The sequence below is a fragment of the Paenibacillus contaminans genome, assembly GCF_003285015.1.
GTDB lineage: Bacteria > Bacillota > Bacilli > Paenibacillales > NBRC-103111 > Paenibacillus_V > Paenibacillus_V contaminans.
This window is the reverse complement of record NZ_QMFB01000003.1, coordinates 453,023-475,121: the sequence shown is the minus strand read 5'-3', so window position 1 is coordinate 475,121 and position 22,099 is coordinate 453,023. Positions and strand designations below refer to the sequence as shown.

The window sequence follows — 22,099 nt, the reverse complement described above, 5'->3', positions numbered from 1 at the left end:
CGGGCGAGTGACCATGGGCTGGGGAGGAGCATAGGATACAAAAGACCAAGTACAGCAGAAGTGTTCAAATCCCCCTTTGTTCCCGTTCAGAAGAAAAGAATTACGAAACGGCTTCCTGCCCGGTAGCGCAAGCTGCCGCAGGCCGCCAAATCAGACTTTGTTGAAAAGGGTACATGTTGAACATGGACGATAAGTCAGAAAGGAGCATCTCATGAAAAAAAAGAAATCCTCTCCTGATCGGTCAAACAAACGCGGGGCTCGCGGCATCGTTTACAATGCGTACAACACGATGGAGTTAAGCTGGATCGACGACGTTAAACAGAGCGGCAATAACAAGCAAGCCGGCACGGGCGGCGAGGACAAGGCTGCAGGCGGCGCGGAGCTTGCCGATAAGCAGGAGAAGCAGGAAAGGCAGCTAAGACAGGAGAGACTTGAACGTCAAGAGAGGCTCGAGCGTCAAGAGAGACTCGAAAGACAGGAGAGACTCGAAAGGCAGGAGCGGCTCGAGCGTCAGGAACGGCTTGAGCGTCAGGAAAGGCTGAATCGGGAAAGGCAAGAGAAGGAAAGACTGGAACGCGACCGTTTGGAGCGGGAGAGACAGGAACTCGCAGCGAAACAACGGCTTCAACAGAAGCTGGAGCTGCAGCGCAAGCTGGAAAAGGAGGAGCGTGAGCGTCAGGAGGTTGAGAGCCGCGAGCAGCAGCAGATTATCGTGTCATTTCAGCAGGAGCAGGAGCTGCTTGCATTGACGGAAGCGTCTGAAGCTGCCGAGCAGAATGACGCCGAGCAGGAAGCCGGGGAGGAGGAAACGGCGGAAGCTTTCGAACCGTTGTTCGGACCGGTGTACGATGAGCATACGGAGCCGGACGTCGACTTGGAAATGAACGGGAAGGAAATCGAGCCCGCAAGGCCGGCCGATCCAGAACCGGTACGTGGAATAGTGAGCGACAAGGATAAATATCCGGTACAACGGGATAAAGAAAATTTCGTTATCCAACAGCAAAAGCTCCAGTCCCACGAGCAAGCGCGGAACGAAGAGCTTGTCAGTCTGCACTGGCATACCGCGCAGAGCAAGTCGAAACCGGCCGCCAAGCAGCCGAGCGTAACCATCAAGAGGACAGATACGCCGCCAAGCGGGAAGCAGGTTGAGCCGCCGATGGAAGTATGGTCGGAAACCGTAGAGGTCGTAAATGCGCGTAAGGTCGAATCGGGCGGCGCACCGATTATTTATACGGACGATATCGTCGACGAAGGCATTACGACCGAGAAAATCGCCAATCATGCGATAGACGGCAGCAAAATCAAACCCGGCAGCTTAGGGACCGACAGCTTAAGCGATTTTGCCGTCGACTCGACCAAATTGAGAACGCGATCCGTTACAACGAGCAAGATCGCCCCGCATGCCATCGAGGAGCAGCATGTGGCCAGCGGCGCGATTACGGGCGAAAAGCTGAGAGATCGTTCGATTTCCGGCGAGAAGCTGATGGATAACAGCATCACGTCCGAAAAGCTGGCGGATAAGACGATCGATGCGATCAAAATCGCCGACGGCTCCATTCAGACAAAGCATTTGCACGGCCAGTCGATTACGACGGACCTGGTGCAGGATCAAGCCATCACGCATGAGAAAATCAAAAGCGGCGCGATTCAAGCGAATAACCTGGCGAACTACATCGTCAGTTCCGCCAAGTTGACCGACGGCGCCGTCACGACCGATAAATTGCGCGACGGAGCTGTAACGGAAAGCAAAATCGACAGCGGCACGATCATGGGCTATCATCTGCGTCCCGACATTATTAGCGGCGAGCATATCAGGAACGATTCGGTCGGCACCGAGCATATCCGCAATCACGCCATAACGGCCGGCAAGCTTTCGCCGGATGCCGTTCAAGCGCATCATATTCATGAGCTGTCCGTCCGCTCCGAGCACTTGCAGAGCGAAGCGGTAACGAGCAGGGTCATACGCGACGGCTCCATTTCTTCGGTGAAAATTTCAACGGGCGCAATACTCGGTCTTCATCTCGGCGACGGTATCGTCGGATCGCAGCATTTGATCGACAACTCCGTCACGGAAGAGAAGCTGGAAGATCACGTCGTCTCGACGCTTAAGCTGCAAGATGATGCCGTTACCGGAGAGAAGCTCGCCGACTGTTCCGTTACAGGCAGCAAAGTCGCCGACGTTTCGATCGGAACGCAGCATCTTGTGCACGGTTCCGTTACTTCGGATATTATCGACCAGGCTGCGATCGAAACCCGCCACTTAACCGATCACGTCGTACAATCGGTCAACATTGCCGATCAGGCGATCACGACGCAGCTTCTCAAAGACGAAGCCGTAACCGGTGGCAAAATCGCCAATTCAACGATCGGCGGCGATAAGCTGAAGACGGACTCGATAGACGGCAAACATATTTTGACGGAGGCCATTCGCGGCTATCATATGCCAGCTGGCGTAATCAAATCGTTTCATTTGGACAATGCGGCGGTAACGGACGATAAACTCGGCGATTACGTCGTTGGCAGCAGCAAGCTGAAAGGGCTCGCGGTTCGCACCGATCATTTGGCCGACGGTTCCGTAACCGGGCAGAAAATATCGCCGGAAGCCGTTCAATCCGGACATTTGGCGAAGGAGTCTGTGCAATCGAGCCATGTGGCGCCGCAATCGATCGGGACGGAGCATTTGCGGGAACAAGTCATCACGACGCAGGTACTGAAGGATCAAGCGATTACGTCAAGCAAGCTTGCACCGTATTCGATCACGAACGATAAGCTGGAGACGGAAATCATCGAAGGCAAGCATATCCGGCACGAAGTGATTCAAGGACGGCATCTGCAGTTCGGAACGATAACCGGCAAACATATCGAGGATGGCACGTTGAGCGAGGATCATTTGAGCCCTATGTTCCGGCTTGAGGCTTCTAAGATCATCAACCTTCATATAACGACCGGTCAATTGAGCGACGGGGCCGTTACGGACGCCAAGTTGGCGGCTGAATCGGTCAGAAGCGATCACATTGCGCCTAAATCGATCGGGACGTTCCATTTGGGATCCAAAGCCGTCACCGACGAGCATTTGCAGCACCACATCATTCACAGTCATCACATTCAGCCTGGCGCGATCTGCCAGCAGCATCTCGATAAAGCCGTATTTACGCTTGAGAACGTACAGGAGCGCAGCATCGGCAGCGAGCTGCTGCAGCCCGGCGCAATCGGCAACGAACAGCTGGCGCCCGGCGCCGTTTCTTCGGACAATATTTTGCCCTTATCGATTCTAAGCGGTCATCTTTCCGACGGCGCGGTCGAATATTCGCATCTGGCCGCCAAATCTGTAGGCGCCGATCAAATTCAAGACGGTGCCGTGCACGGCATGCACCTGCAGGCGGGCAGCGTCGACAGCCGCCATATCGGCAAAGAAGTCGTGCTCAGCGAGCATATCGCGGGGCAAAGCATCGGCAGCGAGCTTCTGCGCCCGGATGCGGTGGAAAGCGCGCATATCGCGGACGGCGCCGTTACAGGGGAGAAGCTGGCCTTCGGAGCCGTCAAGAGCAAGCATCTTGCGAACGAGTCGATTGCATACGGCCATATCCGCATGCAATCGGTAGGCACGCACCATATTCGGGAGCATTCGATAAACAGCGCTTTGCTGGCTGCCGCCAGCGTCACGGAGGGCAAACTGGCTTCGCAAGCCGTTACGTCGGAGAAGCTCGCATCCGCTGCAGTCGAAAGCAGGCATCTGTCGGAAGGCGCCGTACAGGGCGCGCATATCGCCGGCGAAACGATTGCGGAAGCGCATCTTGCGAAAGGCAGCATTACGGGAGAGCGCATTGCCGAGCAGAGCATCGGCGGCGAGAAGCTGCAGTCGGGAGCGGTAAGCGAATCGCAGCTCGCCGACGGGGCGGTTACTTCCGCGAAGCTCGCCGGGCGTTCGGTCAGAGGCGAGCATATAGCCGCGCAAACGATCGGGCCCGAAAATATTCGCGCGCTTGCGGTGGAAACGGCGCATATTCGCGAAGGGGCGGTTGACGAAGCTTCACTGCGCGATGGAGCCGTTTCGGCGCAGAAGCTTGCTCCCGCTTCCGTAACGGGCGAAAAGCTGGCCGCCGGAAGCATCTCCAGCCTTCATGTGAACGACGGTGCAATTGCGAGCCTCCACATTGCGTCTGGCGCCGTGCTTGGCGTTCATCTAGCGCCGGGAGCCGTGCAATCGGAGCATCTCGCATCGCAAAGCATCGGCGGCGAGCTGCTTAAGGAAGGGGCGGTAGGCAGCGCCCAGCTCGCTTACGGATCGGTAACCGGCAACAAGATCGACCGCGAAGCGGTCCGGGGAGACAATATCGCTCCCGGCGCCATCAAGACGGTTCATCTGACGTCCAAAGCGATCGGTCCCGAGCAGCTTCAAGAAGGCTCGGTGCACGGCAATCATATGATCGGAGGCTCCGTAGCCAGCAAGCATCTCGGAAAGGCTGTTGTGCTTGGCGAGCATATTGCCGAAGAAACGATCGCATCGGGGCACATCCGGGCTCAGGCCGTCGGCACCGAGCATATTAGGGAGCGGGCGGTAGGAGAGGCGCAGCTTGCCGCAGGGAGCATCACGGAAGCGAAGCTTGGAGCAAGCGCCGTAACCGGCGAGAAGCTCGCTACGGGAGCGGTGGAGACGAGACATCTGTCCCATCAAGCGGTGCATGGGGAGCATATTGCACCGGGATCGGTTTCCATGCAGCATTTTGCCGAAGGCGGCTTTAACGGCGATATGTTCGCCGAGCGGAGTATTACGAGCGGCTTGCTGCAGTACGGCGCCGTAGCTACGGAAAATCTTGCCGACGGCGCAGTGACCGGCGAAAAGCTTGCTGCTGCTTCCATTCGCGGCGAGCATGTGGCGAACGGTTCGATCGGCGCCGAGCAAATCGGCAGTCAGGTCGTTGGAACGGAGCATATAAGCGAAGGCGCGATTAACGAAGCATTATTGCAAGACGGAGCGGTGTCGCCAAGCAAGCTGACGCCGGGAGCCGTAACCTCCGAGAAGCTGGCTGTAGGCAGTATTGCCAGCAAGCATGTAGCGGACGGAGCCATCGGCAGCGCCCAGATTGGCGCAGCTTCCATAGAAGCGCATCATTTTGCGGTAGGGGCCATAACGCCGGAGCTATTGCCGGAGAACAGCATCGGCGGCGACCGCCTGCAGCCAGGCGCCGTCGGCACCGAACAATTGGCGGTCGAGTCGGTTACCTTCGACAAGCTGGCGCTTGCCTCGGTACGCAGCGAGCATCTCGCGAACGAAGCGATTTATTCCGAGCATCTGGCATCGCAATCGATCGGCACCGATCACATTCAAATCGCCGCGATCGCGGAAGCACTTATTGAGGATGGCGCGGTTACCGAAAACAAGCTGGCGGACAGCGCGGTCACCGGAGCGAAGCTATCTGCGGGAAGCGTCGTCTCGGAGCATATTACGGAGAACGCGGTCGACAGCGAGCATATCGTCAGCGGAGCCATACTGAGCGAGCATCTGTCTCTCGGTTCGGTACTGCCGGAGCATCTGGTCGAGCAAAGCATCGGCGGAGAGCTGCTGCAGCCTGGCGCCGTCGGCAGCGATCAGCTGGCCAACGAATCGGTCACATCCGAGAAGCTGGCGCTTGAATCCGTACGCGCGGAGCATATCGCCAATGATTCGATTTTTGCCGAGCATATTTCGTCGCAAGCCATTATCGAAACGCATATCGAGGATACCGCGATATCGACCGATAAGCTGAGGGATCTGGCAGTGACCGGCGAGAAAATCGCCGATCGCACGATCACGGGAGACAAAATCGCGACGGCATCGATATCGAGCGTTCATCTTGCCGCAGGCAGCGTGAGCGAGAAGCAGCTTTCCTTCGCGCCGGTCCAAAGCACGGCCGCGCAAGCCGGCTCGCTGCAGCAGTTCGGCATGGGGGCGTTCACGCTGGAAGAGGAGGTGGGCAGCATCGTCATAACGGTGCCGTTCGACCAGCCGTTCGCAAACGATCAATATGCCATCGTAGCGATGTCGAGCGATCCCGGCTGCTATACGTTGCTGAAATTGAGGAAGCAATCGGAAGCGGCGATCGAGATCGTCCGCGTCAAAGCCGGAGGAGCCGTGCAAGGCATGTTCACTTGGATCGCGATTGGAGCCAAAAAAGCGTAAGCATACCGGGCGAAACCGGGCTGGTTTGCGGAATCGGAACGGCTAGTTCGAAGCACGGAAAGACTCCCGTAAACTCATAATCTACAACTAGCGAAAAGACGCCTGACAGACGGCCGGACGGCCCTGTAGGCGTCTTTCGCGTTTTGCGGGAGGCGCATGGATATGTTGTACAAATGCCGTTCCGTATCGTTTTCCCATACATACAATGGGGTGTAATTAAACTATAATTTCGCTCGCTAGGGAAGTAGAGAGGCATTACTCTATCCTACTTATGGGTGAATGCTAGCCGATATGTACTGATGGGCGAAGGCTTATTCATAGGCTTAAAAGTTTGGAGGGGAACCGAATTTGGAGGGGGAACCGATGGCGCTCACGAGCATCGTCATACCGACATATAACGCCTTGCATTTGCTGACGGGCTGCATTCAGGCGATTCGCACGCACACCCATGTTCCGTACGAACTGATCATCGTCGACAACGGCTCGACGGACGGTACGGCCGAGTGGTGTGCGAGGGAGGACGTCCATGTAATCGGATTGGCTTCAAACGAGGGGTTCCCGAAGGCTTGCAACATCGGGCTTCGGGAAGCCAGGGGCGATACGCTTCTGTTGTTGAACAACGATGTCATCGTCACTCACAACTGGCTGCCGAATATGCTGGCGTGCTTGAACAGCGCCTCGAGCGTCGGCATTGTCGGGCCCGTATCGAATTACGCCAGCGGAAGACAAAAGCGCAAAGCGGACTACCGGACGATCGATCAATTTCATCTGCGGGCGCTGCGGCACAACCGGCATAATCCGAGAAGATGGCGGAGGGTGCGGCGGATCGTAGGGCTATGCTTCTTGTTCAGGAGGGATCTGATGGAACGAATCGGCGAGCTGGACGAATCGTTCTCGCCCGGCTATTACGAGGATGACGATTACTGTTTTCGTGCACGAAGAGCCGGATACCGGCTCATGCTGGCCGGGGATGTCATGGTGCACCATTATGGCAGCGTCAGCTTCCGAAAGGAATACCGGCTGAGCCGAATGAGACTCCTGGCGGCGAACCGTCGTAAATTCATTCACAAATGGGGGGTCGATCCCCGCCGGTTCGTTTGAACGTCTCGGGCAAGGTCCGAGGAATCTTGCGGGGATTATGGGGAAAGGTGGGGAAACGATGAAAGGAATCATCTTGGCGGGAGGTACCGGCACGAGACTTTATCCGCTGACAAAGATCGTCAACAAGCATCTGCTTCCCGTAGGAAAGCTTCCGATGATTCTATACGGCGTCGGCAAGTTTCGTGAAGCGGGCATTCGCGACGTGATGATCGTGACCGGAAAGCAGTCTGCGGGCTTGTTCATGGAACTGCTTGGCAGCGGCGGCGAATGGGGGGTAAGCCTGACCTACCGGATTCAAGACGAGGCGGGCGGCATCGCACAGGCGCTTTCGGCGGCGGAGTCGTTCATCCCGCAAAAGGAAAAATTCGTCGTCATGCTCGGCGACAATTTGTTCGAGGCGAAGCTTTCCGGTTACATCCAGGCTTTCGCAGAGCAGCCGGAAGGCGCGATGGTACTTCTGAAACAAGTGCCCGATCCGGAGCGCTACGGCGTTCCTCATATCGAGAACGGAAAAATCAGACATATCGAGGAAAAACCTGCCGTTCCCTCCAGCGACTACTGTGTCACCGGCATTTACCTATATGATTCGTCGGTGTTCGAGATCATCCGCAAAATCAAGCCGTCCGCCCGCGGGGAGATGGAAATAACGGATGTCAACAATGCGTTCGCCCGGACCGGCAATCTTACTTATTCCGTATTGGACGGCTGGTGGACCGACGCCGGAACGTTCGATTCGCTGGCGGAGGCGTCGGCGTTCATGGCGGGCAGCGGAACGAAAGAGGACTAGGAGGGTTCCAGTATGCCCAAACCGAAAAGATCCCGGGCGCTAGGCCGAGCTGCCGGTTATCAATCCGGATGGAGCGAAGGCCATCATTACGGGGTTTGCCAAGCGATAACCGCAAAACACGCCGAGCCGGAAGGCGTCTTGTTCGACCTGCATGTCGCTTATATCGAGGAAGTGATGTTCGGCGTCAACGACGGCATTATCGAATCGCTTAGCGGCCTCGTCACCAAGTTTTCACGGTGTTTGCCGTACGATAATCCGGTTGCCAAAATCGCACAACTTCGCCCGGATCTCGTACTCGTCCTAAACGGGATTCATCTGATCGGTCCGGCGGTCGTCGACGCGATTCGCGCCCTGGGCATCCCGGTTGCCGTCTGGTTCGTCGACGATCCGTATTTTACGGACAAATCGGCAATGATCGCGCGCCATTTCGATTATGTGTTCACGCATGAATTAAGCTGCGTGCCGTTCTATCGGCAGCTGGGCTGCGCGCAGGTGCATCATCTGCCGCTCGCCGCAAGCCGCAAAATCTTTCATCCGCGCCAAGTGCCGTTACATTTTCGCAAGGAAATAAGCTTTATCGGCACCGGTTTCTGGAACCGAATCCGCACGATCGACCAAATCGCCCCTTACCTGGCTCGCAAAGATACGTTCATAGCGGGAGGATTATGGAGAAGGCTGCAGAGCTACAGAAGACTTGCGCCCAAAATCGTAGCTTGGACGCAGCTGGCGGAAACGGTCAACTACTACGTCGGTTCCAAAATCGTCATCAACATCCATCGTTCGCATGACGATGCGCAGCATAACCGGAACAGCAGACGGCTGCTCGGATTGTCGGTGAACCCGCGAACCTTCGAAATCGCCGCGTGCGGCACCCTCCAAATTACCGACGTCCGAAGCGATCTGACGAACTTCTACATCCCTGGGCAAGAAATCGAAACGTTTTCGACGCCCGGCGAATTGGCGGCCAAGATCGAACATTATTTGCGGCACGAGGATCAGCGGCGGGCCATTGCGGCCAGGGCGCTTCACCGGACGATCGCCGAGCATACCTATAGGCGCAGACTGCACACATTGCTCGTGACGACGATGGGAGCGGGAAGTTTGCTCGCCAATAAAAGGAAGCCGGCGTTTGCTCCTCCGGCTGTCGAGCCCGGACCTCGTTCCGGCGGGCCGTCTTGGGGGAATGGCTCCGAAACGGTTTCGGACGGGCAAGGAGCGGACGATCAATCGCTTGGGAGGGAAGAGACATGAACAGCAAACCGGCCACCAAAATAAGAAGAGGGAGCGCTCCCTTGGTTAAAAGAAGGGCGACCAAACGTACGGCGGGACCGCGCCGGAAAGCCGCGGGCGGAAGTTGGAGCCGCGGGAGGGCGGACGGCTATAGAGAAGGCATAAACGACGGTAACTACTTCGGAGAATGCAATGCGGTCATCGCCAAAATTCCGAAGGATCATTCGCCCCGGATCGATCTGAAGGTGCTGTACGTAACGTCCGGCAAAGGGTTTCCGTATTCGCCGCTTGACGAAGGCGTCATTCAGGCGTTATCGGAAGTGGTAACCGCCCGGCACGTCGTTTCGCCGAACGCCAACGCGGTCGCGGCAGCCAGACAAATCCGTCCGGATCTCGTACTGGTGCTGGAAGGCATGGAGTTTTCTCCGGAGCACATAAGAGCCATCCGGGCGGAGGGCATTCCAACGGCCATATGGTTCACGGACGATCCGTATTATTCCGATTTAACGCCGCGACTTGCCGCCCACTATGATTACGTGTTTACGCAGGATGTCGGCTGCGTCGATTTTTACAGGAAGCTCGGCCATTCAAGCGTACATCATATGCCGCTTGCGGCCCATCCGGTCGTTTACCGGCCGCTGCCGATCGCACCGAACTACCGCAAGGACGTCAGCTTCATCGGCTCGGCGTTCTGGAACCGGGTCCACTTTATGGATCAGGTGTCCGGTGCGCTTGCCAGAAAGCGGGTGCTGATTTCCGGATGGTGGTGGCAGCGGCTCAAATCTTACCGAAAGCTTGCTTCGCAAATCAACACGAAGGCCTGGATGGGACCGCTCGAGACGGCGCGCCATTATTTCGGCTCGAAGATCGTCATTAACATTCACCGTTCCGCAACGGACGATTCTTGGAACAGCAACCGCAGGCGGATTCCGGCGCAGTCGGTAAATCCCAGAACGTTCGAAATCGCCGCTTGCGGAGCTTTCCAGCTAACGGATATCCGGAGCGACCTAAGCACGATGTACCGGCCGGGGGAAGAAATCGTGACGTATGACTCCCCGCATGATTTCGTCGAGAAGATGAACCATTATTTGACGCATGAACGGGAGCGGAAAAATATCTCGCTGCGCGGGCTGCGGCGAACGCTGCTCGAGCATACGTATCCGAAGCGGCTGCGTGCGATTTTCAAAATCATATTTCCGCACAAGTTCGTGCCGCTCGCCGAGCCCGAATACGTCGATCTGGAACAAATGATGCCGAAACATGTAGAGCTGGAAAAAGAAGTGCAAATACCGGAGGGCGAGCCGGATGGAACGGAAGTGCCGGCCGGCAAAGAAGAAGGAGGGTATGCATGAAAACCGTACGGAACAGGAGAATTCCGCGTCCGGCCGGCCGGGCAATCGGGAAAAGGAAAGGCAAGGCGGGACGTAAAGGGAGAAAGGGAGGCCGGCGGCTCGCCAAGCGTCGTTCCCGGCTGCTTACACCTTACCAGCGAGGTTTCCATGAAGGTTATAATGCCGGCTTTCCGGTAGGCGCCGCGCAAGGTTATCAGGCAGGCATGGGGTAATATCCGGCTTTCAATCCCGACAGGAGGTGTCGATCCCGTGTCCCGAAGAAAAATCATGTTGTTTTCTCACATTTGCTACACCGATCATATAACCGGTGCGGAGAAGCTTCTGCTCTTCCTCCTAGGAGAGCTGAAGCGGATACACGACTGCATATTGGTCGTGCCGAACGAAGGGATTTTATCCGGCGAAGCGCGCAAAATCGGCATCGATGTCATCGTTCAGCATTATCCGATTACGGAAGCGCTCTGGGAGCCTCAGCAGCTTACGCAGGCGAAGCTGGAGCAGGTTCTTGTCGCCGGCTATGTCAATCCGCTGATTGATATCATGCACATTCGACAGCCGGATGTTGTCGTAGCCGTCACATGTGTCAATCCGGTTCCGGCCGTCGCCGCGAGACGGCTCGGCATTTCCGTCATATGGCTTGTGACCGAGATGCTGCTGGAGAACGAATACACGAACGACGCCGTCGCGTTCATGAACCAGCATTCCGATCTGATCGTAGGCATCAGCCATACCATGCTCGCTCCGTATCTCAGGTACGGGTTGTCGTACAAAACGAACGTCCTGTACCCGGCCTGGAACGGTACCGTCCGGAGCGGCACAAACGCCGTTTACCGGAAGACGCTTCGGGACAACTTGCGGCTGACCGAGGGCAACCCGCTCGTCGCGTTCATCGCTGCCGACCTTGTTCCGAAGAAAGGGCTGGAGCATTTCATTTTCATGTCGACGGTACTAAGCCAGTCGCTGCCTGCGGCACGTTTCCTGATCGTCGGCAATCCGACCGAACGCGGATACTATGACGCTTGCATGCACCATGTGCGGCTATCGGGCGCGGCGCAGCGTTTCTTCGTCGCGCCGTTTACGAAAAAAATCGAAGCGGTGCTGCCTGCCATAGATGTGCTGGTCATGCCCAGCTTGGTCGACGAAGGATTCGGGATGACAGCCCTTGAAGGCATGATGTTCGAAAAAGCGGTCGCCGCTTATTCGTCGGGCGGTCTGGCCGAGCTGCTTACGATGACGGGGAACGGCAATCATCTCGCGCCCAAAGGCGACGCCGCCGCCCTTGCCAGAATCGTCGGCATTTTGGCCGCAGACACAGCTTACCGGCAAGCGGTAGGGGAAACGAGCAAAGCGAATGCGACCCGCCACTTCGGCATTGCGGCTTACCGCGAACGGCTCGCGGACATTATAAACCGCATCGTCCAATGGGCGAATGAGGTCAAAAAGGCAAGAGAAGCGCTGCCGCCGCTCGATTGGCCGAACGGAATCGTGCTCATGGCGGATTCGAACGCGCTCTTCTTGCTGGAAGACGGCAAGAAGCGTCCGTTCGCCAGCGAGCAATCGCTGTACTTTTTCGGATACGGCTGGAATCGCGTCGTCGTTGCGGACCATGCCATACTGACACGATTTCCGACCGGCCGGCCCGTATGCTGCGAAAGCCTGCTGCCGGCCGATGCGCCGAGGCATATGCTCGTGGCGGCTTCGGACGGAGTCTACGTCGTCAGCGAAGGAATTCGCCATAAAATTGAATCGTCCGGGCTGTTGAAGCAAATCGAACGGGCGGCCGGCGAAGCGCTTCGCGTGCCAGACCCGTACTTGCACATTTTCAAGGAAGGCGAGCCGATCGACGACCGGCGATTCCAAAGCGGCGTGCTGATCGATTATGAGCTGTACGCTTCAGCTGACGGCAGCTTATATTACGCGGAAAGACAGAAGCTGCGTCCGGTTGAGAGCGAGCAGGCGCTATATTCGTTTCTGCTGCGATACGACAGAATCGTTGCGCTTGCCGAAGTCGAATTCGCCTCTTTCGGGCTCGGCAAACCGATTCGGCTGTAGCTGCTTCCGTCTGATCGAAGGGAGAGGGCTGCCGCAGGAACGGAGTTTAACGAATGGAGCGAACGTTCATGAATATCGTGACGATTCTCGGTACGCGGCCTGAAATCATCAGGCTTAGTTTAGTGATTCGCAAGCTCGATTTGTATGCCGATTCGCATACGCTCGTTTTTACGGGGCAAAATTTCGTCCCTTCGCTAAGCGAAGTGTTTTTCCGCGAATTAAACGTGCGACAGCCGGATTATATACTTGCGAACAAACAGCTTTCGCTTGGCGGGCAGCTGTCGGTTTTGTTCAGCGAAACCGAGCGCATTCTGCAGGCGGCAAAGCCGGATAAGGTGCTCGTGCTTGGCGATACGAACAGCGCGCTAAGCGCGATAGTAGCCGAACGAATGGGTATTCCGGTCGTTCATATGGAAGCCGGCAATCGCTGTTACGACTGGACGGTGCCCGAAGAGAAAAACCGCCGTGTCATCGATGCGATCGCAAGCATAAACATGCCCTACACCCCGCAAAGCAAACAAAATCTGCTTAGGGAAGGCATCTCGAACGCTTGCATAGTCGAGACGGGAAATCCGATTTTCGAGGTGCTGCGGCATTTTGACGAAGAAATTGCAAAAAGCGCGATTCTGGAACGACTGCAGCTGGAGCGGGAGCCTTACTTCGTCGTAACGGTGCACCGCGCGGAGAACGTAGACAATCCGGTTCATTTGAAGGCGATCGTAGACGGGCTGAATCGGGTAGCCGCGAAATACGGAAGACGGATGATATGCAGTCTGCACCCGCGAACGCGATCCAGACTGGAAGGCGACCCATCGCTGACGCTTCATCCGCTCGTCGAATGCTACGAGCCGTTCGGTTTTTTCGACTTCGTTACGCTCGAGAAGAACGCTTGCTGCGCCTTGACGGACAGCGGTACGGTTCAGGAGGAGTGCTGCATCTTCCATGTACCGACGGTAACGATCCGCAACAGCACGGAACGTCCCGAAACGGTCGATTGCGGCAGCAACGTCGTTTCCGGCGTAGAAGCGGACAGAATTGCCAAGGCTGTTGACGCGATGCTGTCGATGCCGGCCGATTGGGTATGTCCGGAAGGATATTTGGATACGGATGTTTCCGCCAAGGTCGTCAAATTTCTGAGCGGGCAAATACGAAGGTAAGACAGTAGGAGGGTAAAGCGAATGTTCACAAACAGCACTTTTTTTGTCACTGGGGGGACAGGTTCTTGGGGACATGAGCTGGTGAAACAGCTCCTCTACAAAAACCCGAAGGAAATCGTCGTGTTTTCCCGCAACGAAACGAGCCAAGTGGCTATGAAGCGGGCCTTCGACGATCCTCGGCTGCGGTTCTGCATCGGGGATATCCGGGATAAGGAGGCGCTTGTCGCGGCCAGTGAGGGAGCGGATTATTTTTATCATCTCGCTGCGCTGAAGCATGTACCGGTTTGCGAAGATCAGCCTTTGGAGGCCCTTAAGACCAACGTCACCGGAACACAAAATGTCATCGAGGCGGCCATCGAGAACAAGGTGAAAAAAGTGATTTACATTTCGACGGACAAAGCCGCTAACCCGTCGAACTTTTACGGCATGACGAAGGCGATCGGAGAAAAGCTGATCGTGCACGCCAATCTGCTGAAGTCCGAAACGAAATTCGTTTGTGTGCGAGGCGGCAACGTGCTTGGCACGAACGGAAGCGTCATTCATATTTTCTTGAAGCAAATTCGGGAGAAAAATGAAATCGGCATTACGGATACGGAGATGACCCGCTTCTTCCTGACGCTGGAGGATGCGATCGAGCTGCTGTTCAAGGCTTCGGAGGAAAGTTTGGGCGGTGAAATTTTCGTCATGATGATGCCGACCTGTAAAATCTTAGACCTCGCCGAGGTGCTGATCGAGGCGCTCGGGCGGAAACACGTAACGATTAAGGAGCTGGGCGTACGTCCGGGAGAAAAAATACATGAAATTTTATATTCCGAATATGAAAGTCCGAATACGATCGCTTATGACAGCCAATATTTAGTTATTCTGCCGACGCTGGAAATCCCGGGCTTAAGGCAGGCTTATGCCGATTATCCCTCCGCAGGGATGCTGAACTACAGCTCGAACGAAGGGTTGATGAATAAGGAAGAGATTCGCCGGCTTCTAGTCAAAGGCAGGTTTTTGCCATGAGAATACTCGTATTGGGCGGAAAGGGAATGGCCGGTCATATGCTTGTCGATTATTTGAAGCACAGAACCGGTCACGAGGTGGCTTTCACGGCGAGAGATACAGATGATCCGCAAGGGTTTTTATGGGATGCGGCCGACTTGCCCGGCATCGAACGGCTGATCGAACGAATAAGACCGGATGCGGTCATTAATGCGATCGGGATTTTGAACGATCATGCGGCAAGAAACGAAGAAACGGCATTTTACGTGAACGGTCTTCTTCCGCATCATTTGCGACGGATCTCGGAGCGGGCGGGCGCGAAGCTCGTTCATATCAGCACCGATTGCGTATTTTCGGGGGAGAAGGGCGACTACGAGGAAAGCGATTTGCCTGATGGAACATCCGTTTATGCACGAAGTAAAGCGATGGGAGAGGTGCGAAGTCCGCTGCACTTGACGATTCGCACCTCGATCATCGGCCCGGAAATCCGCGAGAGCGGAATCGGGCTGTTCGCATGGTTCATGAAGCAGGAAGGCGTCGTTAAAGGCTACACGCATTCCATTTGGAACGGCGTTACAACGCTTCAGCTTGCTAAATCGGCTATATGGATGATCGAGAACGACGTGTCGGGGCTTTACCATCTTACGGCTCCGGAGAAAGCAAGCAAATACGAGCTGCTTCGCATGTTTCAGCAAACGTTCGGCAAGGAAGACGTGACGATCGTGCCGGACGATGTCCTGCGGCTCGACCGTACGCTTCGAAATACGCGTCTCGATGAAGCCCAAGCCCACGCTGTCCCTTCGCTTTCCGCCATGTTGAACGAGATGCGCGACTGGATGGAGGGAAATCGATGACGGGCAGCCGGATTCTCATAACGGGTGCGGCCGGTTTTACCGGCCGTCACGCCTGCCGCCACTTTGCGGCTGCGGGATTTGACGTGTATGCGGTTGTGAGGCAAGGTGCGGGAGAGCCGTTCGACGACGGCTGCCGTACCTTGGCTTGCGAATTGACGGACAGTTCGGCCGTACGGAAGCTTGTAGACGGCGTGAAGCCCGATTTCGCGCTGCATTTGGCCGGCATGAACGCCGTTGCCGAATCGTGGAAGCGGCCCGCCGATTGCATGGAAACGAACTTGCTTGCGACGATCTATTTACTCGATGCCGTAAGGCTCGCCGTCCCTGCCTGCCGTATTCTTGCCGTCAGCTCGATGCTGAATTTCTCGATGACAAGCGGGGCGCCCAAGCCTCCTCATCCATACAGCTTGAGTAAAACGATGCAGCTTCTGGCAGCACAGGCGTGGGCTCATTTATTCGGACAGCCGGTGTTGTTTGCGCAGCCTTCGAATTTGATCGGACCGGGGCCTTCGAACGGTCTTTGCGGCTTACTGGCCAAATGGGTTGCCGATGAGGAATCGGGGGGGGCGTCCAGGCCGTTCACGCTGTCGTCATATGAGGAAAAACGGGATTTTCTCGATGTCAGAGATGCGGTAGCGGCGTATTCCGCGATTCTGCAACGGGGGGAAGAAGGAGCCGTTTACAAAATCGGTTCTGGTTTACAGCGGTCGCTAGGCGATACTGTCGAAGCGTTCAAACGGCGATCGGCAGCGGACCTGGCGGTAACCCTTCGCCCGAATCCGCTTGCGCCTCCGGATCCGGACGAGGTTGATTTGACTTTTATTTCCGGGCTCGGCTGGCGGCCGGCCATTCCGTTCGAGCAATCGATCGAAGATGCGCTTGCCTATTATCGACAAAGGAGAGGATAAACCATGCTGCCGAAAGTATCGATCGTTATCCCGTTCTACAACTGTCCGTATGTCGACCAAGCGATTCAAAGCGCAGTCAATCAGACATACCCGAACGTGGAGGTCGTCGTCGTGAGCGACGGCTCGACGCAGCATCTGGGCAGAGTAAAGCCGTATATGGACCGAATTAAGTTCATCGAGAAGCCGAACGGCGGGACGGCAAGCGCGGTCAACCGGGGTATCGTAGAGGCTACCGGCGATTACTTTGCCTGGCTCAGCTCGGATGACCGTTTTTATCCGCATAAGGTGGAGCATCAGTTATCCTATATGATGACTCACGGCGCTCGCGCCTGTTTTACGAACTATGACCGGATCGACGAGAAAAACCAAATTTTCGCTCATTCCGCCTCGATGCTGTTTCGGAACATTACGGAATTTTACACTACGTTCATGTCAGGCGACCCGATCAACGGCTGCACGGTCATGACGGACAGAAGCCTGATCATGGAGCTCGGTTATTTTAATCAGGGGCTGGCTCTAACCCATGATTACGATATGTGGTACAGAATCATCTTGAATGGCGTCGATTTTCATTTCTTGAATGAAACGTTGACACTTCACCGCACGCATTCGCGAATGAGAGAAATTACTCGTGCCGGGGAAGTGCTTCACGAATCGGCAATGATTCATGGAGCATACAATGCGCGAATGGCCGCCTATCTCCATCATCTGCATCAGATCGGGGTTTATTGACGATGCGTGTGTTGTTTATGTATATCATCCCGGGCGGAGGCGTCGATACGCTGAACCGGCAGCGGTGCCACGCATTGGCCAAGCGCGGAATCGAATGCCATTGTCTCTATTTTCATCCGGGCAGCGGATTGCAGAACATTAATGCCGAAGGGATCACGACCTTCATTACTAAGGAGCCGAACGAAATTATCGGAATCGTCAACCATTATCAATACCAAGCGATTATTGTAACTTCCGCTTATATGGAAGTGCGTATGCTTCGTTTGAAAGGGTTCGGCGGAAGAATCATTTTCGAAAATCAAGGTCTGGGAACGCTGGAGTGGGCTAGGCATGAAATGAAAAGCGGGAGCCCGCATATCAATGCATACGCCGATGGCCTTCTCCTTCCCAGAACGCCGCATTTGCTCGAGCTGACCAAGGAGTTTTGTCCGAACAAGCTGACGTTCAGCTTTAATAATCCGATCGATACCGATACGTTCTCCTACAGGAAGAAAGATAAGCTTCCATACCCGGTTCTCGCTTGGTTCGGCCGGATGGAGTACAACAAAAACTGGCGGGATTTTTTGTTCATCGGTTATCACCTGGTGCAGGAGTATCCCGATATGAAATTGTGGATGTTCCATGACCATACGCTAGCCCAACCCGGCGAAACGGAAATGTTCGAGTTGACGGTCAAGGATCTTGGCCTCGGCGACCATGTCGTGCTTCGTTCCAACGTCCCTCATGCGTCCATACCGGAAATTTTTTCGGCGATCGGGGATTCAGGCGGGCTGGTTTGTTCGACGTCGCGGGTAGAAGGCGCGGGATATGTCGTTTATGAAGCGATGAGCTGCCGCTGCCCGGTGCTGACGACCGATTCCGACGGTGTGAAGAGTGCGGTTGTTCACAATGTGACCGGCAAGTTTTACAATCACGGCGATATTGACGGAGCGGTACTTGAGGCGCTTGAATTGATGAGAGATACAGGGCTTCGCGAAAGGATTCGCATGCAAGCCCGGTCGCTTGTGGAAAACGAATTTTCCGTTGAGCGGTATTGCATCAACTTCTTCCATATGCTGCAAACAGTCGGCGCCATGTAAAATTCGAGGAGCGGGGTGAACCTATATGCGCGTATTGTTTGTTTACATCATACCGGGGGGCGGCGTCGATACGTTGAACCGTCAGCGCTGCCACGCGCTCTCTCAAGAAGGAATCGAGTGCCACTGCCTCTATTTCCAGCCCGGGAGCGGTTTGCAAAATGTCGAGGCGGAGGGCGTCCCGACTTTCGTAACGGGCAATCCTTCGGAAATGATCGCCATTATCAATCACTACCAGTACGAAGCGCTTGTCGTCACTTGCGCCTTTATGGAAGTGCGGATGCTCCGGCAGTTGGGGTATGGCGGGAGAATCGTTTATGAGATCCAAGGACTCGGCACGATGGCCGAAGCAAGACAAAAAATGGCTGACAGCCATCAGTATATCGCTGCCTATGCCGATGCCATATTGGTGCCGGCTACGCCTCATGTGCTCGATCTGTGTGCGGAGACGTTCCCGAACAAATTGACGTACAGCTTCAATAACCCGCTCGACACGAAAACATTCACTTACCGTAAAGTGCCCAAGCCCGATGCGCCCATCGCAGCTTGGTTCGGGCGGCTCGAATACAATAAAAATTGGCGCGATTTTCTCTTCATCGGCTACCACCTTGTACAGCAGAAGCCGGAGACGCAGCTCTGGATGTTCCACGACCATACGCTGGCGCAGGCGGATGATGCCGCGCTGTTCGAGCTGACGGTTGCGGATCTGAAGCTTCAGGGAAATCTCGTCATCCGCTCGAACGTACCGCATGCCGAAATGCCTGCGATATTCTCGACGATCGGCGACTCCGGCGGATTTCTGTGCGCCCCGTCGAGGGTCGAAGGAGCGCCTTATGCGGTAATCGAAGCGATGAGCTGCCGCTGTCCGGTGCTGACGACCGATTCCGACGGCGTGCGAAGCGCGGTCGTCCATAACGTGACGGGCAAATATTTCGATCACGGCGATATTGACGGCGCGGTAAGGGAGGCGCTCGAGCTTATGAACGACAAAACGCTCAGGGAACGAATCCGCCGTATGGGTCAAAAGCATATCGAGGACAGCTTCTCGATCGAATTGTACTGCCGATATTTTGTAGAGATGCTGCGGGAGGTAGGAGCATTATGAGTAAAGTGCTCGTTACGGGCGGCTGCGGCTTTGTCGGTTCGCATATTGCGGAGCGATTGGTCCGGGACGGGTTCGAGGTGGCGGTGGCCGATAATTTAAGCACGGGTAGACTGGACAATATCGCGGGCTTGAACGTACGGCTGTACCGGTGCGATATTTTGGACCCGGCGTTTCAGCAGGCTGTCGACGATTTTCTCCCGGATTATATCGTTCATGAAGCGGCGCAGGCGAGCGTGTTCAAATCGACGGAAAATATGACGCATGACGAAGCGGTGAACATTCAAGGCACGATACGGGTTATTGAAGCGGCTAAGCGCTGCGGAGCGAAAAAGATCGTGTACGCCGGATCGGCGGCGATATATGGCGATCCGGCGTATTTGCCGGTCGACGAAAAACATCCGGTAGGACCGAATTCGCCGTACGGCATTTCCAAATATGTAGCGGAAATGTATTTGCGTCTTGCCGCCGCACAATTCGGCATCGCATACACCGTCCTGCGCTACAGCAACGTTTATGGTCCGCGCCAAAACCATATCGGCGAGGGGGGCGTCGTCGCTAAATTTACAGAAGCTTTCCGCACGGGCAGCACGTTGACGATCCATGGAGACGGCGAGCAGACGCGAGATTTCGTCTACGCAGGCGACGTCGCGGAAGCGAATGCGATCGCCTTGAATGCAGGAAGCGGTGAAGCTTTTCATGTGTCTACCGGTACGAAGATCAGCGTCAACACGCTTCTGACCGAAATGTCGGAGCTGATCGGCGTAAAGCCCGATGTCCGCTACGAGCCGCCGCGTCCCGGCGATATTCGGCACAGCGTGCTTTCCAATGAGCGAACCGTCCAAAAGCTCGGATGGATGCCGCAAGTCACACTGCGGGAAGGGTTGAAACGAACGATCTCGCATTTTGGCATTTGATCGGGCGTTTCCAATGCGGCTTTTTCCGAATTGCGCAGGCTTCCTTTCATCTAGGAGGAACCGGTTTTATGCGAAATAGGAATGAGCATGTCTGTTCGAACAACCTTTTAATGGCGGGGGAGTGCTCGCATGTTAACCAGCATCGTCATTATTACGTTCAACAATCTTCATAAGACGATAAATTGTATCCAGAGCATTCGCACCTTTACATCACTGCCTTACGAAATCATTATCGTCGATAACGGCTCATTGGACGATACGGTTCCTTATCTGGAGCGGTTGGGCGGTTTGACGATCATTGCGAACAAGCGGAATAGGGGCTTCGCGGCCGGGTGCAATCAAGGAATGAAGGTTGCGAAAGGTGAGCTGCTGCTGCTCTTGAACAATGATACGATCGTTTCGCATCGATGGCTGGACAATTTGCGGCTGACGCTTGAGAGCGAGCCGAATGTCGGCATTGTCGGACCGAAATCGAATTGGGTCATTCCCGTGCAGACGGTCAAGCCGGTTTACGCTTCGGAAGCGGAGTATCATCAATTTGCCGATGCCTTTAATCGTCATGATCCGCTTAAATGGCGGGAAGTGACTTGCTTAAGCGGCTTTTGCATCCTATTCAGGCGGTCGCTGTACAAGAGGATCGGCGAAATGGACGAAAGCTTTATCTACGGCGTGCACGAGGATACCGATTATTGTTACCGGACGATTCGAGCGGGTTATAAGCTGCTTATCGCAGGCGATACGTTTGTTCATCACGAAGGCAATTCCGGATTTAAGGGAGGCTCCCTCGATATGAACGCGATTGCCGCTTATAACCGCCGTACGTTTCTGAAAAAATGGGGCGTCGATCCCGATAGGCTTGCGTATACTTGCGACGAGCTGTTTTTACCTGAAAATCGGGGACCGGCGGTGAAGACGTCACGACTGCCCGGCGGAATATTGGTTAAAGGAGCCGGCGATACGATCTATTATTTGGAGAGGGGCAGGAAACGGCCGATCGTTCCCGGCGATACGTTTTTTTGCTTCGGCTTCCGGCGCGAGCGCATTATTACGGTGCCGGATAACGAGCTTTCCGAAATACCTGACGGTCTTGCGATCGATTACGCTGGACCGTTTCCCGCCTATTTTCCGAGGACGTTCGTGGCGAAGGACTCGGGCACCGGCGTATATGTGGTCGCTCACGGCATTGTGATTCCAATTGCGAGTTACGAGGATTTTATTGCAATGAAATTTAGCGCAGACGAAATCGTACAAATTCCCGATGCCTATTTTTCCGGCCTTCATTACGGTTATGGACCGGGGCTTGAACCGGACAATGCATGCCAGGAGTACGAATTGATCGATTACAAATTATATGAGGCGCCTGGCGGAGGTTTGTACTATTCCGAAGGGCTGGAGCTGCGAGAGATCGCAGACGAAAGGTTATTTGACTGCTATAAGTGGAGTCCCGAGCGTGTTATGCGATTAACGGAGGAGCAGTTCGCCGCATGCCGAATCGGCAGGCCGATTGAGCGGGCGGCTGGCGAAAAGTAGACGACAAAGTTAGTTTCATAGGGTTCGGGGAAAGCCCGCGGGCAAAACGGCATGTTTCGCTGCAGGCATTGTTTCAGGCTGCCGACGGTTCGGCAGCCTGCACTTTTTTTAGTGGATCAGCGACGTATAGAAGAAGAGACTCTAGTTTTACGGTATA

General features: G+C 55.3%; 16 protein-coding genes. All 16 read left to right on the top strand.

The genetic code is table 11. The annotated features are described in order from the left end of the window. The first annotated feature begins 211 nt into the window (after positions 1-211). The 16 genes from DQG23_RS08595 to DQG23_RS08520 all read left to right on the top strand — a co-directional run bounded on the left by DQG23_RS08595 (position 212) and on the right by DQG23_RS08520 (position 21,942). Positions 212-6,160 carry a WIAG-tail domain gene (locus DQG23_RS08595; protein ID WP_113030392.1) on the top strand — a complete coding sequence of 1,983 codons (5,949 nt, stop codon included), beginning with the start codon at positions 212-214 and terminating at the stop codon, positions 6,158-6,160. A 363-nt stretch (positions 6,161-6,523) separates the two neighbouring features. After that, positions 6,524-7,261, top strand: a complete 738-nt coding sequence (locus tag DQG23_RS08590; protein ID WP_113030391.1) for a glycosyltransferase family 2 protein — start codon at positions 6,524-6,526, stop codon at positions 7,259-7,261. A gap of 58 nt (positions 7,262-7,319) precedes the next feature. After that, positions 7,320-8,048 carry a sugar phosphate nucleotidyltransferase gene (locus tag DQG23_RS08585; RefSeq protein WP_113030390.1) on the top strand — a complete coding sequence of 243 codons (729 nt, stop codon included), beginning with the start codon at positions 7,320-7,322 and terminating at the stop codon, positions 8,046-8,048. 12 nt (positions 8,049-8,060) lie between these two features. Continuing rightward, positions 8,061-9,299 (top strand): CgeB family protein, encoded by a 1,239-nt coding sequence (locus DQG23_RS08580; protein WP_113030389.1) that lies wholly within the window; start codon positions 8,061-8,063, stop codon positions 9,297-9,299. After that, entirely contained in the window at positions 9,296-10,630 is a 1,335-nt protein-coding gene (locus DQG23_RS08575) for a CgeB family protein (RefSeq protein WP_113030388.1), read from the top strand. The genes DQG23_RS08580 and DQG23_RS08575 overlap by 4 nt, the downstream gene beginning before the upstream one ends. Beyond that, positions 10,627-10,842: a hypothetical protein gene (locus DQG23_RS08570; RefSeq protein ID WP_113030387.1), complete on the top strand. Its 216-nt coding sequence runs from the start codon at positions 10,627-10,629 to the stop codon at positions 10,840-10,842. The genes DQG23_RS08575 and DQG23_RS08570 overlap by 4 nt, the downstream gene beginning before the upstream one ends. A gap of 37 nt (positions 10,843-10,879) precedes the next feature. After that, positions 10,880-12,679 (top strand): glycosyltransferase family 4 protein, encoded by a 1,800-nt coding sequence (locus DQG23_RS08565; protein ID WP_113030386.1) that lies wholly within the window; start codon positions 10,880-10,882, stop codon positions 12,677-12,679. A 68-nt stretch (positions 12,680-12,747) separates the two neighbouring features. Further along, a complete protein-coding gene (wecB, locus tag DQG23_RS08560) occupies positions 12,748-13,836 on the top strand; it encodes a non-hydrolyzing UDP-N-acetylglucosamine 2-epimerase (RefSeq protein ID WP_113030487.1) in 1,089 nt (362 codons plus the stop codon). A gap of 21 nt (positions 13,837-13,857) precedes the next feature. Beyond that, positions 13,858-14,844, top strand: a complete 987-nt coding sequence (locus DQG23_RS08555; protein ID WP_113030385.1) for a polysaccharide biosynthesis protein — start codon at positions 13,858-13,860, stop codon at positions 14,842-14,844. Then, positions 14,841-15,677: a dTDP-4-dehydrorhamnose reductase family protein gene (locus DQG23_RS08550; RefSeq protein WP_113030384.1), complete on the top strand. Its 837-nt coding sequence runs from the start codon at positions 14,841-14,843 to the stop codon at positions 15,675-15,677. Before DQG23_RS08555 ends, DQG23_RS08550 begins: the two co-directional genes overlap by 4 nt. Further along, complete coding sequence (locus tag DQG23_RS08545; protein WP_113030383.1) at positions 15,674-16,585, top strand: NAD-dependent epimerase/dehydratase family protein; 912 nt, start codon at positions 15,674-15,676, stop codon at positions 16,583-16,585. Before DQG23_RS08550 ends, DQG23_RS08545 begins: the two co-directional genes overlap by 4 nt. Before the next feature lie 3 nt (positions 16,586-16,588). Then, complete coding sequence (locus tag DQG23_RS08540; protein WP_113030382.1) at positions 16,589-17,317, top strand: glycosyltransferase family 2 protein; 729 nt, start codon at positions 16,589-16,591, stop codon at positions 17,315-17,317. Positions 17,318-17,319: 2 nt separating this feature from the next. After that, the gene (locus DQG23_RS08535; RefSeq protein WP_113030381.1) at positions 17,320-18,396 is read left to right on the top strand and encodes a glycosyltransferase family 4 protein; all 1,077 of its coding nucleotides are present in this window, start codon (positions 17,320-17,322) and stop codon (positions 18,394-18,396) included. A 25-nt stretch (positions 18,397-18,421) separates the two neighbouring features. After that, on the top strand, positions 18,422-19,498 hold the full coding sequence (locus DQG23_RS08530) for a glycosyltransferase family 4 protein (RefSeq protein ID WP_113030380.1): 1,077 nt from the start codon (positions 18,422-18,424) through the stop codon (positions 19,496-19,498). Then, positions 19,495-20,412 carry an NAD-dependent epimerase/dehydratase family protein gene (locus tag DQG23_RS08525; protein WP_113030379.1) on the top strand — a complete coding sequence of 306 codons (918 nt, stop codon included), beginning with the start codon at positions 19,495-19,497 and terminating at the stop codon, positions 20,410-20,412. The genes DQG23_RS08530 and DQG23_RS08525 overlap by 4 nt, the downstream gene beginning before the upstream one ends. A 129-nt stretch (positions 20,413-20,541) precedes the next feature. Then, complete coding sequence (locus tag DQG23_RS08520; protein WP_113030378.1) at positions 20,542-21,942, top strand: glycosyltransferase family 2 protein; 1,401 nt, start codon at positions 20,542-20,544, stop codon at positions 21,940-21,942. Positions 21,943-22,099 lie beyond the last annotated feature (157 nt).